General features: G+C 73.9%; 12 protein-coding genes. 6 read left to right on the forward strand and 6 right to left on the reverse strand.

Annotation, left to right across the window (positions count from 1 at the left end):
* Positions 1-101: 101 nt before the first annotated feature.
* Complete coding sequence (locus tag BCD48_RS23795; RefSeq protein WP_071050582.1) at positions 102-2,387, reverse strand: ATP-dependent DNA helicase RecG; 2,286 nt, start codon at positions 2,385-2,387, stop codon at positions 102-104.
* Between the two features lie 297 nt (positions 2,388-2,684).
* On the opposite strand from BCD48_RS23795, the gene rpmB reads away from it, so the two are divergent.
* Both rpmB and BCD48_RS23805 read left to right on the forward strand, forming a co-directional pair.
* On the forward strand, positions 2,685-2,873 hold the full coding sequence (gene rpmB, locus BCD48_RS23800; RefSeq protein ID WP_007516655.1) for a 50S ribosomal protein L28: 189 nt from the start codon (positions 2,685-2,687) through the stop codon (positions 2,871-2,873).
* 527 nt (positions 2,874-3,400) lie between these two features.
* A complete protein-coding gene (locus tag BCD48_RS23805; RefSeq protein ID WP_071050583.1) occupies positions 3,401-3,850 on the forward strand; it encodes an SCP2 sterol-binding domain-containing protein in 450 nt (149 codons plus the stop codon).
* Positions 3,851-4,065: 215 nt separating this feature from the next.
* Here the strand turns inward: BCD48_RS23805 and thiD are convergent, their stop codons facing one another.
* Complete coding sequence (gene thiD, locus BCD48_RS23810; RefSeq protein WP_071050584.1) at positions 4,066-4,965, reverse strand: bifunctional hydroxymethylpyrimidine kinase/phosphomethylpyrimidine kinase; 900 nt, start codon at positions 4,963-4,965, stop codon at positions 4,066-4,068.
* A 407-nt stretch (positions 4,966-5,372) separates the two neighbouring features.
* On the opposite strand from thiD, the gene BCD48_RS23815 reads away from it, so the two are divergent.
* Both BCD48_RS23815 and BCD48_RS23820 read left to right on the forward strand, forming a co-directional pair.
* Positions 5,373-5,606: an Lrp/AsnC family transcriptional regulator gene (locus tag BCD48_RS23815; protein ID WP_071050585.1), complete on the forward strand. Its 234-nt coding sequence runs from the start codon at positions 5,373-5,375 to the stop codon at positions 5,604-5,606.
* A gap of 4 nt (positions 5,607-5,610) precedes the next feature.
* A complete protein-coding gene (locus BCD48_RS23820; protein WP_083419092.1) occupies positions 5,611-6,078 on the forward strand; it encodes a DUF3515 family protein in 468 nt (155 codons plus the stop codon).
* Positions 6,079-6,126: 48 nt separating this feature from the next.
* Here BCD48_RS23820 and BCD48_RS23825 read toward each other — a convergent pair whose 3' ends face one another.
* The gene (locus BCD48_RS23825; RefSeq protein WP_071050586.1) at positions 6,127-7,272 is read right to left on the reverse strand and encodes a D-alanine--D-alanine ligase family protein; all 1,146 of its coding nucleotides are present in this window, start codon (positions 7,270-7,272) and stop codon (positions 6,127-6,129) included.
* 385 nt (positions 7,273-7,657) lie between these two features.
* Here BCD48_RS23825 and murA point away from each other — a divergent pair, with 385 nt between their 5' ends.
* The gene (gene murA / locus BCD48_RS23830; RefSeq protein WP_241841945.1) at positions 7,658-9,169 is read left to right on the forward strand and encodes a UDP-N-acetylglucosamine 1-carboxyvinyltransferase; all 1,512 of its coding nucleotides are present in this window, start codon (positions 7,658-7,660) and stop codon (positions 9,167-9,169) included.
* Positions 9,170-9,332: 163 nt separating this feature from the next.
* Here murA and BCD48_RS23835 read toward each other — a convergent pair whose 3' ends face one another.
* Positions 9,333-10,388: an NAD(P)H-dependent glycerol-3-phosphate dehydrogenase gene (locus tag BCD48_RS23835; protein ID WP_198543362.1), complete on the reverse strand. Its 1,056-nt coding sequence runs from the start codon at positions 10,386-10,388 to the stop codon at positions 9,333-9,335.
* Between the two features lie 183 nt (positions 10,389-10,571).
* On the opposite strand from BCD48_RS23835, the gene cofC reads away from it, so the two are divergent.
* Complete coding sequence (gene cofC / locus BCD48_RS23840; protein WP_071050587.1) at positions 10,572-11,294, forward strand: 2-phospho-L-lactate guanylyltransferase; 723 nt, start codon at positions 10,572-10,574, stop codon at positions 11,292-11,294.
* A 176-nt stretch (positions 11,295-11,470) separates the two neighbouring features.
* On the opposite strand, the gene BCD48_RS23845 is transcribed toward cofC, so the two are convergent.
* The gene (locus tag BCD48_RS23845) at positions 11,471-12,940 is read right to left on the reverse strand and encodes an EAL domain-containing protein (RefSeq protein ID WP_071050588.1); all 1,470 of its coding nucleotides are present in this window, start codon (positions 12,938-12,940) and stop codon (positions 11,471-11,473) included.
* Between the two features lie 538 nt (positions 12,941-13,478).
* The gene (locus BCD48_RS23850) at positions 13,479-14,570 is read right to left on the reverse strand and encodes a transglutaminase family protein (RefSeq protein ID WP_083419093.1); all 1,092 of its coding nucleotides are present in this window, start codon (positions 14,568-14,570) and stop codon (positions 13,479-13,481) included.
* Positions 14,571-14,743 lie beyond the last annotated feature (173 nt).

Here is a 14,743-nt window from a genome sequence, read left to right on the forward strand (position 1 = left end):
GCGCTCTGGCGCCCGACAGGCGCCGCCCGGCCGGGGTCCCTGCCGGATCGCGAAGCGATCTGGGAGGTCTGGGGCGCGAAGCGTCCGGCCGCGGGAGCGCCCTAGCCCTTCTCGAGGTACTCGACGGGACGGTCGTCCAGGGCCAGCGCGACGCGGCGGGCCAGGGCCGGGTGGGAGGCGAGATCCGGGTCGGTGGCGACGAGACGGCCGGACTCCTCCCGGGCATCCAGGATCAGCCGCTCGTCCTTGAGCAGCTCCAGCAGGCGCACCGTGCGGCTCCGGCCGGACTGGCTCGCGCCCAGCACATCCCCCTCACGGCGCTGGCCCAGGTCGAGGCGGGCGAGCTCGGCGCCGTCGGTGGTGGCCGCGACGTTCGCGAGCCGCTGCGTGGCCGGCGTGTCGCCGTCGACCTCCGTGTGTAGCAGGCAGACGCCGGCGGCCTCCCCACGCCCGACCCGCCCGCGAAGCTGGTGGAGCTGGGAGACGCCGAACCGGTCCGCGTCCATGATGGCGATCACCGTCGCGTTGGGGACGTCCACGCCCACCTCGATCACGGTCGTCGCGACCAGCACGTCGACCTCGCCGGCCGCGAACCTGGTCATCACCGCGTCCTTGACGTCCGTCGGCAGCCGGCCGTGCAGCGCGGCGACCCGCAGACCAGCGAGCGGCCCCTCGGCGAGCCAGGGCAGCAGCTCCTCGACTCCAACCCCGGCGAGCGAACCCGCTCCATCGCCGAAACCGAGCTCATCGGCGCGGCCGCCCGCCTCCGCGGCGGGCGGACCCGTCCGCGACCCCGGTGGACGGCCCGGCGTGGTTCCGCTCGGTCCGTCCTCCGGCTCGAGCGGGTCCTCGTCATCGTCCTGGCCGGCCGCCACAGAGCTGATCCGTGGGCATACGACGTACGCCTGGTGACCGGCGGCCACCTCGTCACGGATGCGGCCCCAGATCCGGTCACGCCAGCTCGGATGCGCGGCCGCGTCCACGACGAACGTGGCGATCGGCGACCGGCCGGCCGGCAGCTGGGTGAGCGTGGAGACCTCGAGGTCACCGAACACCGTCATCGCGACCGTGCGCGGGATCGGCGTAGCCGTCATCACCAGCACATGTGGGGGGTCGGTGGCCCGGGTACGCAGCGCGTCGCGCTGCTCGACCCCGAAGCGGTGCTGCTCGTCCACCACGACGAGCCCCAGATCGCGGAAGGCGACACCCTCGTGCAGCAGCGCGTGCGTGCCGATCACCAGACCGGCGCCGCCGTCGGCGGCCGCCGCCAGCGCCTCCCGCTTCGCCCGGGCGCCGAGCGAGCCCGTGACCAGCGCGACCCTGGTCGCCGGCGGGGTCTCGTCCAGCTCCCCCGCCCGGCCGAATCCGCCCAGCAGGGCACGGATACCCCGGTAGTGCTGGACCGCGAGGGTCTCCGTCGGCGCGAGCAGGGCGGCCTGGCCGCCGGCGTCGACGACGGTGAGCATCGCCCGCAGCGCGACCACCGTCTTGCCCGATCCGACCTCGCCCTGCAGCAGCCGGTGCATCGGGACCGGCTCGGCGAGCTCGGCCTGGAGCGTCGCCCCGACCTCGCGCTGGCCGTCGGTGAGCGTGAACGGAAGCTGGGCGTCGAAGGCCGTCAGGATCCCGTCGGGGCGAGCCCGGCGGGCGATCGTCGCCATGGCCGAGATCTCGTGGCGGCGGCGGGCGAGGATCACCTGCAGCGTCATCGCCTCGTCCCACTTCAGCCGCCGGTGGGCCCGCTCGACGTCGCCCGTCGACTCCGGTTGGTGCACCAGCTCGTAGGCCTTGCGCAGGTCGACCAGCCGGTAGCGGGCCCGCAGGTCGGCGGGCAGCGGATCGGCCAGCTCGCCCAGCCCGCCGAGCAGCACCCGCACGCAGCGACCGATCGCCGGCGAGTTGACCTGCTCGGTGGCCGGGTAGATCGGCACCAGCGCCCGGGCCCACCGGTCCGGGTCGTCGCCAGGGCCGTCATCGTCCTCCAGCGGGTGCGTCTCCGGGTTGACCATCTGCAGGCGTTGGTTGAACCGCTCGACCTTGCCGGAGAACACCGCCACCGAGCCGCCGGACAGCCGGCGGACCGGCGACCTGGCTGGGTTGAAGTAGGTGACGGCCATCTGGGCGGTCCCGTCCGTCACGGTCAGGACCGCGTAGCGCCGTCCGGTGCGAGCAGTCTTGCTCTCGGACCTGACGACCCGCGCATGCACGGTGGAGACCTCGCCCTCGACGAGGTCGGCGAGGTTGGTCAGCTCCCCACGCCGGTGGTAGCGCCGCGGCAGGTGCTCGAGCAGGTCGGCGACGGTGACCAGCTCTAGCGGGCGCTCGCCCAGCCGCTTCGCGTCCTTCGCCGGCAGCAGGTGCCGCAGCGGGGTGTCCAGCTCGATCACATTCCCGATACTGCACCCGGACAGCGACAGTCTGGCGCCGCGTGCCGCCTGGCCGCGCCGCCCGCCGCGACTCGCGGGCACCTCAGGGAACCCGCGGGGACCCACGGCGGCCCAGGCACCAGTCGCGCTGTCTCTGCGGTAGCCTTCAGTGAGTACCGCCGTGTCCGGGTTGTTTCGGCGCCCGTTCGGCACCACTCGTCCGCCGGCATCCGCCCGTGGGCGGGCGCCAGCGGCGGGCCAGCGCGGCCGGAACCCCGGCCACGGCTTCATCAACAACCTCTCGGCGGAGTGTTTCTCGTGTCTTCGGTGTGCGACGTCTGCGGCAAGGGACCGGGCTTCGGCATGTCGGTCTCCCACTCCCACCGGCGCACGCGGCGGCGTTGGAACCCCAACATCCAGACCGTGCATGCCCTCGTCGGCCGCACCCCCAAGCGCCTGAACGTGTGCACCTCGTGCATCAAGGCGGGCAAGGTGACCCGCGCATAGCGCTGTCCCGCGCCGGACGCTTCGCGCCCGCCGCCGGGCGCAGCCTGTCGGACGCTGAGCGTCCTCCCCACGTGGTTCCGGACCCTGGCATATGGCGGTGGTAGTGCCTGGTTTCGGGCTGGCGAGGTGGCCGGCTTTGACGCAGCGCTGAGGCGCCGTCACTTTCTGTGGCTAGGTTGCGTACATAGCTCGCTAAAGAGGCGCCACGTGCGTGGCGCCTCTTTCTTGTCCGGTGATGGCGCTTATCCGGTGATGGCACGAATGCCCGCCGGCTGACGCCTCGCGCCCGACGAGGTGGCCGGCAGGCTGGCCCCCTGGCTCAGGCCGGTCTTCGCCGGGGGCGGACGAGGCGGCGCGGAGCCGAGGAACACTCCCGTCGTAGGACGCTTCGCGCCGGTGACCGGGGATGGAGACAACGGCTCACCACCGACCGGCGATCAGGCAGGTGCCCCTGACGATCCGCCGACCCAGGCGTGCTGATATGAGAGGGATCGTTTCTCGGACCCTCTTGTACCGGAGCCGCCGACATGCCCCAGACCTTGCCGGACCTGAACACGCTCAGCCTTGAGCAACTGGTCTCCTACACCGCCGGGCTCCCCGACGCGGCGCTTGAGGACCTGATGAGCGGGGCGGAGCGATCGGTCCTCCTCGACGAGTACTTCGACCGGATGGCGAAGCAGGCCGACCCAAACAAGATCAAGGACCAGAACGCGGTGGTGCACTTCCACATCACCGAGCGGCCGGGTGGCGGCACGGACAACTACGAGATGGTCATCCGGGACGGCGCCTGCGTCATCAACCGCCAGCCCGTCGAGAGCCCCAAGGTGACCGTCACCCTCGACGGCGTCCGCTTCATCAAGCTGATCAGCGGCACGGCCGACCCGACGAAGATGTTCCTGACCCGCAAGCTGAAGATCAGCGGCGACATGATCTTCGGTGGCAAGGTGCTCGGCTGGTTCGACATCCCCACTCCCTGATCCACGGGCGTCCGGGCGCGCGAGGCCTCGATACCGTCGCGCGCCCTTCGGCCTGGCCCGGTTCGGGACCCGCTCTCCGGCCCGGCCCGCCGTGCGCCCGGAGATCACGCGACCGGCCTCATGCCATCGGCCTCGGGAGATCAGCGATCTGAGAGGCCGGCGACGGCTGCCTGGGGCTGGTATAAGGCCGGACCCGCCAACACCCTCCGGGGCCCCTACCTGGCCAGTCGGTGAGAAGGAGCGATCGGGGGTGACGGCGCTTCCCCGCCCGCCGACGCGGCCGACGCGGCCCGCCACCGCCAGCCGTGATCGACCGGCCCGATCCCGGCCCCCAGGGCAAACCCCACCCGCAACGCGCCGGTGACGTAGTCCTTGGCGACCCGCGCCGCCGCCGGAACGTCGAGCCCCATCGCGAGCCCGGCGGCGATCGCCGAGGCGAGCGTGCAGCCCGTCCCATGCGTGTGTCGGTTGTCGGCTCGCTCGGCCCGCAGGACGACATCGGTCGTCCCATCGGTGAGCAGGTCGACCGCCTCACCGGGGAGATGTCCGCCCTTCACGAGCACCCAACGCGGCCCGAGGCTCAGCATCGCCTCAGCGGCCCGCCACAGCCCGGCCTCGTCGCGCACCTCGACGCCGGTCAGCAGGGCCACCTCGTCCAGATTCGGCGTCGTCACCGTGGCCAGCGGCAGGAGCAGGTCGCGCAGCACCGACACGGCGGCCGGCTCGAGCAGCCGGTGGCCGTGCTTGGACACTCCGACCGGGTCTACGACGAGCGGCGCCGAGAGCCCCCTCAGCTCCTCGGCGACCACCCGGACCAGCTCGGGCGTGGCCAGCATGCCGGTCTTGACCGCGTCCACACCGATGTCGCTGACCACCGAGACGATCTGTGCCCGCACGGCCTCGGCCGGCAGCTCCCACGCCCCCTGGACGCCGACCGAGTTCTGCGCGGTCACCGCCGTGACCGCCGTCATCCCGTGCACGCCGAACGCGGCGGCCGTCTTCAGGTCCGCCTGGATTCCGGCGCCGCCGCCGGAGTCGGAACCCGCGATCGCGAGCACCCGCGGGGGCGCGGTACCCGGCCCCGGAATGGCGGTGACGGCCGCGGCCGACGTCATCGTGATGCCCCGGAGGTGGCCCCGCCCGCCCCCGGCCTCGCGGCTCCGTCTGTCTTGCTGGTCACATTTCCTCCGTCACGCCGGTCACGGCCATGTTGTCATCCGGGCCCCTGGAACCGCGCCGCGCGACCGCGCCAACCCGACGGTTCGCCCACCTGAACCCAGGTTCGGCCTTGGCCAGACAAACGCATGGTGGTATCAATCACAGATCGGGGGTCGTGATTGTTCCGCGGTGGTGGCGCCGTCGCCCGAACCGAGGCCGGTCAAGCCCTCTGGCGGCACGGAGACTCGCGCGTTCACAGCAGTTCCTTCGGCTGGGAGCCTCTCCCGGAGGCCGATTGCCTGTTACCGTCTCTCGGCCCGTACTTCTGCTCGACGGGCTGTCGACGTCCGACGAGGGAGCGTCTGTGGTTCACGCGTACATCCTTATCCAGACCGAGGTCGGCAAGTCCGCGTCGGTGGCAAAGGAGATCGAGCAGATCCCCGGTGTCACGCAGGCGGAGGACGTCACCGGCCCGTACGACGTGATCGTGCGCGCGGAGGCGAGTTCGGTCGACGATCTGGGCAAGCTGGTCATGGCCCGGGTGCAGGCCGTCGAAGGAATCACCCGCACGCTGACCTGCCCGGTCGTGCATTTCTGACCGGATGAGCAACTGGCGGGCGGCCGGCCTGGCGGCCGCGATGGCACTTTTCGCCGCGGGATGCGCGGGCGGGCCCAAGCCGGTGACGGTGACGGGTGCGCCGACGCCGACCGGCGAGGCCGCCGCGTCGTGCCGGGCTCTGCTGGACGCACTGCCCGACTCGCTCGGCGAGGGGCTGGACCGGCGCCAGGTCACTCCGCAGGGGGTGGCCGCCGCCGCGTTCGGCTCCGCGCCCGTCCTGGTCACCTGCGGGGTCGAAGGCGTCGCCACCACCTACCGGCCGGACTCCGTCGTCTCCGAGCACGACGGTGTGCGCTGGTTCCCGGAGGAGGCCGAAGGGAGGTCACGCTGGTCGACGCCGACCAGGCGGCCGCAGGTGACGCTGACCTTTCCGGACGACATCGTGCCCTACAACGTGATCGCGGCTGTCAACCCCGCCGTCCTGGCCCATACCGTCGACACCGCGCCCTGAGCCCTGGGCCCTGAGACGAACGGAGGACGCCGGGGCTACCGCCGGTCACTACCGCAGGCCGCTGCCGCGGCGCAGCGCCAGCTCGATGAGGCGGTCCACCAAGGCCGGGTAGTCCAGGCCGCTGGCCGCCCACATCCGGGGGAACAGCGAGGTGGGGGTGAAGCCCGGCATCGTGTTCACCTCGTTGATGATCACCCCGCCGGCCGGGGTGAGGAAGACGTCGACCCGGGCGAGCCCGGCGCAGTCGAGCGCGCGGAACGCGGCGGCCGCCGCGGCGCGCACCCGGGCGGCGGTCTCGGGTGGCAGGCCGGCAGGGACGTCCAGGCGGGTGTTCGATGAGGCGTACTTGGCCTCGAAGTCGTAGAAACCGGCCGAGGAGTCGACGACGATCTCCGCTGGGACGCTGGTCTCAGGCTCGCCGCCGCCGAGCCGGTCGAGCACGCCGCACTCGATCTCCCGACCGACGATCGCCGCTTCGACGAGCACCTTCGGGTCCGACTCGCGCGCGGTCTTGATCGCGGTGTCCAGGTCCTCCCAGGCGTCCACCCGGCTGATCCCGATGCTCGACCCGCCCCGCGCGGGCTTGACGAACATCGGCAGGCCCAGACGCGCCTTGTCGGCCTCCGAGAGGGTCTCCCCCACCCGCAGCACCGCATACGGACCGACCGGCAGCCCGGCCGCCGCCAGCAGGGCCTTCATGTGCTGCTTGTCCATCGCGGCGGCACTGGCGAACACCCCGGAGCCGACGTAGGGCAGCCCGGCCATCTCCAGCAGGCCCTGGATCGTGCCGTCCTCGCCGTAAGGGCCATGCAGCAGCGGGAAGACCACGTCAACGTCCAGGCCGCCGGGCTCACCGCCGACGATCCCGGCCGCCAAGGCGGGCGCGGCCGCCGCCTCCGTGACGGAGTCCAGCGCGACGAGGGCGGCCCCGTTCGGGCCCGGTGAAAGGATGACGCCCTGGCCGGCGCCCGAACGCACCTCGGGCAGCTCATGGCCGTTACCGGCCAGCGCCGCCGGGTCGTCGGGCAGCGCCAGCCACCGCCCGTCCGGCGCGATGCCGACCGGGACGACCTCATACCGGTCGCGGTCCACCGCGGCCAGCACGCCGCGAGCGGACACGCAGGAGATCGCGTGCTCCGGGCCGCGCCCGCCAAACACGATCGCCACCCTGGGCCTTCGCGCGAAGCCAGCCATGCGGGGACAGTAACCGAGGGTCTGTTGCGGCCAGGTGAACCTCTTCCCACCGGCCCGGGCCCGAAGGGGCCAGGCGCGATGTGGGCGAGACGTGGTGTGGGCGAGACGTGGTGTGGGCGAGACGTGGTGTCCAGCGCCAACCGGGTGGCGCCGGGTCACACCGCCGAAGCCGTCTGGTTGAATTCCCGGGGCCGGCTGTCGTCGGCCCGAAGCCCTTGGACCACCGGATCGCGACCGACAGTGATCGCGCATTCCGCCTTGGCCCGCGTCCCGAGGGCGGGCCAAGAAGTTCGCCGCCCAGCGCGGCGCCTCGTGGCCCGCCCATTCCGCCCAAGGGGCGCCCCGGACTCCGGGAGACCCGCCCCGACCGCGAGGAGGCCACCCCATGCCCCCGACCTCCCAGCAATCCTCCCCGCCGGCCTCCCGGGCTGGCGAAGCCGACCCAGGAGGAGCCCCGGGCTCCGCGGGGCCGAGAGGAGCTACGCCGGCGCCTGGCTCTATCACCTCCCGGCGGGAGGCGCCCCAGGCCACGGCCGGCCCCGCGGCGCCGCTCCTGGCCCCTTCCGCCAGCGACCGGCACCGGTACCGGATCGTCGGCGGGCAGCCGCTGGTCGGCTCCGTGGAGGTCTCCGGCGCCAAGAACTCGGTGACCAAGCTCCTGGTCGCGACGCTGTTGACGGACGAGCCGTGCACGCTGGCGCGGGTGCCCCGCATCGTCGAGGTCGACGTCGTCCTCGGGATGCTCGCCGAGCTCGGCGCGCAGGTCGAATGGCTCGACGACCACCGGGTGCGCATCGCGACGCCACGGATCGCCGACGCGTCGCTGTCCGAGGCGTACTCGGGCGTCAACCGGATCCCGATCCTGATGATGGGACCGCTGCTGCACCGGGTGGGTGAGGCGGTCGTGCCGCTGCCCGGCGGCTGCCGGATCGGGAAGCGCCCCGTCGACTTCCACCTGGCCGGGCTGCGCGCGATGGGCGCGGAGATCGTTGAGCAGCTCCGGTCGGTGCAGGTCAAGACCCTGGGCCTGCACGGCGCGCATGTCGAACTGCCGTTCCCGAGCGTCGGCGCCACCGAGAACCTGCTGCTCGCCGCCGTCCGCGCGAAGGGCACCACGGTGATCTCGAACGCCGCCGTCGAGCCCGAGGTGATCGACCTCATCCTGTTCCTGCAGCAGATGGGTGCCCTGGTCGACGTCGAGGTGGACCGCACGATCGTGGTCCAGGGGGTGGAGCGGCTGCACGGCGCCGACCACACCGCGATCCCCGACCGGATCGAGGTCGCCTCGTTCGCCGCCGCCGCGGTGGCGACCAACGGCCGCGTCGACGTCCGCGGCGCTCATCAGGAGCACGCCGCGACGTTCCTGAACCACCTGCGCCGCCTCGGCGGCGAGTTCAAGGTCACCGACGGTGGGATCACCTTCTACCGGGCCCGCGAGCTCACCGCCACCCATGTGCAGACGGACGTCCACCCCGGCTACATGACCGACTGGCAGCAGCCACTGGTCGTGCTGCTCACCCAGGCCCGGGGCGCGTCGGTGGTCCACGAGACGATCTACGAGGACCGGTTCGGCTACACCCGCCAGCTCAACGAGATGGGCGCGAGCATCGCGCTTTCGACGACCTGCCTCGGCGGCAAGGCCTGCCGGTTCGCGGCCAGGGACTTCGAGCACTCGGCGGTCGTGTCCGGGCCGACCCCGCTGGTCGGCGGCGATCTGGAGATCCCCGACCTGCGCGCGGGCTTCGCCTACATCCTGGCCGCGCTGGTCGCGGGCGGCGCCAGCACGATCTCGGGCACCCGCTTCCTCGAGCGCGGCTATGAGGACCCGGTCGGCAAGCTCCGCTCGATCGGCGCCCTCATCGAGACGCTGCCCAGCTTCCCCGTGGATTTTTGCTGACGCAAAAATCCACGGGGACCCCTCGCGTCGGGCCGGGGCAGAAGGACCCCATCGGATGTCTCCCGCGCGGCTACGCCTCGGTGGGATCTTCGGAACAGTCGTCCGAAGATCCCACCGGAGCCTGGCATCAGGCCCACACCTCCGGCGACGCCCCGACAGGTCTTCACCCGCCGCCTCGGTACACGGGGCGGTTCTCGGGTCCCGGCTCTCGGCTCATCAGCTCCTTGACCGCCTCCAGCGGCGGCAGCCCGTCGTAGAGGACCCGTTCCACCTGCCGGCTGATCGGCATGTGCACGCCGAGCCGGTAGGCGAGCGCGAGCAGGGGGCGGCACGACCGCACCCCTTCCGCCACCTGACGCTGTTCGGCCAGCACCGCCTCCAGCGTCATCCCGCGGCCGAGCTTCTCGCCGACGGTGCGGTTGCGCGACAGCGGCGAGGAACAGGTCGCGACCAGGTCCCCCAGGCCCGCGAGCCCGGCGAAGGTCATGGGATCGGCGCCCAGCGCCACCCCCAGCCGGGAGGTCTCCGCGAGCCCTCGGGTAATGAGCGACGCGACGCTGTTCGCCCCGAACCCGAGACCCTCGACCATCCCGGCGGCGAGCGCGATGACGTTCTTCGTCGCGCCGCCGAGCTCGCAGCCGATGACGTCGGTGTTGGTGTACGGGCGCAGGTACGGCGTCCAGCAGGCGGCCTGGACGGCGGCCGCAGTCGCGGCCGAGACGCTGGCGATCACGGTCGCCGCCGGGTCCTCGGCCGCGATCTCCCTCGCCAGGTTCGGCCCGCTGACGACCGCGATCCGCTCCGGGCCGCAGCCCGCGATCTCGCCGATCACCTCGCTCATCCGCCGGCTGCTGCCGTCCTCGATGCCCTTCATGAGGCTCACGTAGATCGCCGTCGGCTCGACCAGCGGCGCCCAGGCGGCCAGCGCCGGGCGAAGCGCCTGCGCCGGCACGGCCAGCACCACGAGGTCGGACCGGGCCAGCGCCTCAGCCGGGTCCGATGTCGCCAGTACCCGGTCTGGTAACCGGACCTCGGGCAGGTAGCGCGGGTTCTGGTGCTCCCGGTTGATCGTCGCCGCCAGCGCGTCGTCGCGGGTGACCAACATCACCCTCCGCCCGGCGTCCGCGAGGATCTTCGCGAAGACCGTTCCCCACGACCCGGCGGTGAGCACCGCGGCCGCCCGCAGCGGACCGCCGCCGTCACTGCCGTTCGTCGTCATGCTGCCGAAGTCTCATCCACTCGTAACCGGCTCGTCGACCAGCTCAGCCGTACCGGGCTTGGGCCGACGTTATGTCAGCGCCCTCCGTGCGGCGGCGCCGCCACCGCGCTATGACCCGCCGGGGCACCCGCCGGACGTGGTCTCGACGTCTCGTCACGCCAGACAAGCCCATATGGTCGGGTCGTGGCGGGCGGGCGACCCAAGGGGTGGATCGTCGTGCTGCCGTTGAAGCGGCTGGGCGCGGCCAAGAGCCGCCTGGAGCACCCGGGCCGGGCGCTGCTCGCGCTCGCGATGGCGACCGACACCGCCGCGGCGGCGGCGGCCGTCGGTCGTGACGTCGTGACAGGCGTGCTGCTGGTGACCAACGACCCGGCGGCGAGCGCCGCGATCACGACTCACGCCGCGGACGGCGGTGACCTCGCGGGAGACGGCCCCGAGGGCCAGGGCCACGGAGGCCTGGCACCGGTGCTGGCCGTGCCCGACCTGCCCGACCTGGGGCTCAACGCGGCGCTGCGGCACGGCGCCAGGATCGCCACGCGGCGCTGGCCGGGGCATGGCATCGCCGCGATGTCGGCCGACCTCGCCGCGCTGCGGCCGGCCGAGCTGCGCGCCGCGCTGCTGGCGGCGCCGCCCACCGGCCGCGCGGTCCTCGCCGATGCCGCCGGAACGGGCACCGTCCTGCTGTGCGCGGCGCCAGGCAGCGAGCTGCTCCCCCGGTTCGGCGAGGACAGCCACGCGCTGCACCTGCGGTCGGGCGCCGTCGACCTGACCGGCGGGCTCGCGGCCACGGTTCCCGGTCTGCGCCGCGATGTCGACACGGTCGCGGACCTCGCGGCGGCGCGGCTGCTGGGCGTAGGCCCGGCGACCAGCGCCGCGCTCGCCACGGCGGCGGCGAACGCCGGCTGACCTCACCGTGCGGTAGAGGCCGGCGACGGCACAGGTAGAGGCCGGCGACGGCGGCCGTCCAGGCCGCAAATGCCAGCGCGCCCACCACCCAACCCGGAACAAGGCGAACCCGGTCGAGGAACGTCTCGCCCAGCAAGGAGAGTTCGCCGCTGGCGGCCGTCCAGGCCCGCCAGCCCTCACGAGCTCAAATACGCGCCGACCGCCGAGCCAGCCAGCGGCGCCACGGGCGCGGCGGCCGCCAGCAGCGGTGCGAGCGTCGCCAGCGGCGCCGGGCGGGCGAACAGGTAGCCCTGTCCCAGCTCGCAGCCGAGCAGGGCGAGGTCGGCGCGCTGCGCCCGCCGCTCGATACCCTCCGCGACCACCACGGCGCCCAGCGAGCGCGCGACCGTGATCACCGACCGCCCGAGCCGCGAGGCCCGCCCCGGGCCGAGCGGGTTCTCGATCAGGCACCGGTCGAGCTTCACGACGTCGACCGGCAGCTCGTGCAGCGCCGCGAGGTTCGTGTGCCCCGCGCCGACGTCGTCCACCGCGATGCTCGGCCCGAGCGCGCGGATGGCCTCCAGCACCCGCGCGGCGACGGCCAGGTCGGCGATCCGGAACGTCTCGGTGATCTCGACGACGAGCCGGCGCGGGTCGAGGCCACTGGCGCCGAAGGCTCTGGCGAACACGTCGGGCAACGCGGGGTCGGCGAGCCGCGACGCGGAGACGTTGACATGCAGCCGGGTCGCCGGGATGCCGCGCGCCGCCGGCAGCACCGCGGCGACCTCGGCACAGGCCCTGCCCAGCACGAGCTCGTCGAGCGTCCCCACCAGGCCCCCGTCCTCGGCGGCGGCCACGAACGTCAGCGGCGACACCGGGCCGCGCCCCGGTTCGGTCCAGCGCGCCAGCGCCTCCAGCCCGACCACGGCGCCGTCCACGAGCCGCACTATCGGCTGGTAGTGCACGTCGAAACCAGCCTCGTCCCAGCCGTGGTGGCGCACGGTCACGAGCGCCTCCGCCAGCCGGGCGCCCAGGGTCGCCCCCGTGACCTTCCCGGCGAGGCCTCCCTCGGCCTGCGCGGCCCGCTTCCCTGCCTGTTTGACGCCCTCGCCCAGGCCGCGGGCCACGGCGAGGCCGGGCGGGAACGGCCTCGGCAGGGCGACGAGGGCGGCGGCGGCCAGCAGCGGCGCCGCGAGCGCCCCGGCCGCCACCGCCGCCCGCGCGAGCCCCGACGCGGGCGCGGGGCCCAGCCCCACGCCGACGGCCTGCAGGACGGTCCAGCCCGCGAGCGCCATCGTCAGGCGCCCGAGCCAGCCGCGGTCGGGAGCCGTCGCCCTCCACAGCGACCAGCCCGCGACTCCGGTCGCGGCGACACCCGCGCCAGCGGCGCCGGCCTCGACGATCGTCACGGCGCCGTCGTCAGTGACGACCCGCGCGAGCCCGGCGACCAGCGCCGCGAGCAGCGGCACCAGGGAGGCCGGCCGCGCCGGAACCGAGACGGTCGGCGCCGGCCCGGCGGGGCGTCGGGGCGGCGCATGCCGGCCGGCTGGCATGCCGGTGGCGAGGACTCCGCCCGGGCCCAGCGGGCCGCCGATGCCCAGCGGGCCAGGCGCGCCCAGGGGGCTGCCCGCGGCCGCCGACCGGCTCACGGCGTCGATGTCTGTCACGGCCTGAGCCGCCTCCCTCTCCCGCACCGCGCGGTGCCCGCCGCGCCCGGCCCCGCCACCTGCGCGCGCTCGAGCCAGGCGCGCCCGCACGGGCGCGCCTCCGAACGGTGTCCCTGGGCCGGGTGCCCGCCGCCTGTCCCAGCCGCGATCCCGCTGAGGACAGGTCAGACCGACGGACAGTCATGCCAGTCGTGCATCCAACCCGCGCACACTTTGACACGCACCGTATCCGCACTGCGGCGGAACACTGCATCGAGTGGCGAATGAATCACGACCAGTCGCCGAAGTGGCGATCAAGTGGGCCATCGCGCGGGCCGCCGGAAGCCGGCGGAGACCGGAGTGGGCAGGCTGGCGGCGGCTGGGGAGCGGATTCGTGGTGAGGGCCGCCGCGGGTCACCACCGGCGTGTCGCGACACGCCGACGGTCGTGATCCACTTCCGGCCGCCCCCACGGACCCCCGTGAGAGGCGTCCGTGGGAGGCGCCTCTGGGAGGCGTCCGGCCGCGGGCGCCGGCGTCTTGCTCCGGGCGGTGGGGCGCTCAGCCCTCGCCCAGGTCGATGACGTCGACACGCTGGCTCGCGGCGAGGACACCCCGGCCGGTGCCTCGGTACGCGCCGGAGGTCGGCATGACGTCGTGGTAGTCCCGGCCGGCCGCGATGGTCACGTACCGGCGGTCGGCGAGCCGGTTGTGGCATGGGTCGAGCGCCACCGCCACGGCGCCCGCGCCGCCGGGCGCCGCCCAGGCCGCCCGGCCCCGGCCCGGCGTCGACGGGCCGGGCGGAGGCGGCGCCCAGCCATCGGGCAGGACCACCTCGACCCAGGCGTGTGACTCACCGTCACCGACGAGATGGCCGAGCACATACCGGGCCGGAAGGCCCGCCGCCCGGCACAACGCGATCATCACGTGCGCCTGGTCCTGGCAGACGCCCGCGCCGCCGGCGACCGCCTGCGCGGCTGTCGTCCCGACGTGGGTCGTGCCCGGGCGGTACGCGATGTTCTCGAACACCCATGCGCAGCACCGACGCGCGGTGGTCAGCGGATCCGGGCCGGTGAGCCGGCTCGCGACAGCGGTGAGCGTCTCGTCCGGGGTGGTCAGCGGCGTCGGCGTGTGCAGCCGCCGGCCGGTGAGCGCGGACGCGGGCAGCGCCGGCCAGCCGGCGGACGGGCCGCGTTCGACGATCGCCGTGACGTCGAAGTCGAGAACGGTGGGCACCTCGTCGAGGAAGACGGTCGCGGTCCGCGCCCCGTCGGGCCCGCGTTCCCAGCGGACCGACGCCGCGGCCGCCGAGACGGCCAGCTCCCCGTGCCGGGCGGTCTGGTCGCCGTGGCGGCGCGGCGGCAGCACGACCAGGCGGTGCGCCAGATCACGCGCGGGGCCGTCGTAGCTGTAGCGAAGCCGCTGGCGGATCCGGTAGGTCACCCGCCCGGCCGCCGCCAGGGCCTCCGCGCCGGCGTCGACCGCGGGTCTGCCCAGCAGATCACCATCGATGCCCGGCTGGCCGGCGCTCGGCTGGCCGGCGCCCGGGTGCTCGGCCGGCGTGGCGTGGCCGCCGTCCACCGAGGAGCCCTGGGCGGAAGGGACGACGGGGCGTGGCCGGGACAGCAGGTCCTGCACGGTCAGCGCACCCATCCCTCCCCCGCCGGGCCCAGACGCGGCGACACCCAACTACCGCCCGGCTGCCTCCGCCCGCCTCGTCGGCCGGCGAGCCGGATCGACGCTTCGGCTCTCCCAGGCCCGGCCGTCGCACCCACGCTAGGGGAATACCGGCGGGCGTCCGGCCTCGGGGCCAGCGCACAGGTGGC

It is taken from the genome of Pseudofrankia coriaricola (assembly GCF_001854805.1).
GTDB lineage: Bacteria > Actinomycetota > Actinomycetes > Frankiales > Frankiaceae > Pseudofrankia.

Excerpts from the sequence above, each read along its gene's own strand:
- BCD48_RS23805 (WP_071050583.1), top strand. The coding sequence starts at position 3,401 with ATGCCCCAGACCTTGCCGGACCTGAACACGCTCAGCCTTGAGCAACTG.
- thiD (WP_071050584.1), bottom strand. The coding sequence starts at position 4,965 with ATGACGTCGGCCGCGGCCGTCACCGCCATTCCGGGGCCGGGTACCGCG.
- BCD48_RS23820 (WP_083419092.1), top strand. The coding sequence starts at position 5,611 with ATGAGCAACTGGCGGGCGGCCGGCCTGGCGGCCGCGATGGCACTTTTC.
- BCD48_RS23825 (WP_071050586.1), bottom strand. The coding sequence starts at position 7,272 with ATGGCTGGCTTCGCGCGAAGGCCCAGGGTGGCGATCGTGTTTGGCGGG.
- murA (WP_241841945.1), top strand. The coding sequence starts at position 7,658 with ATGCCCCCGACCTCCCAGCAATCCTCCCCGCCGGCCTCCCGGGCTGGC.
- BCD48_RS23835 (WP_198543362.1), bottom strand. The coding sequence starts at position 10,388 with ATGACGACGAACGGCAGTGACGGCGGCGGTCCGCTGCGGGCGGCCGCG.
- BCD48_RS23850 (WP_083419093.1), bottom strand. The coding sequence starts at position 14,570 with ATGGGTGCGCTGACCGTGCAGGACCTGCTGTCCCGGCCACGCCCCGTC.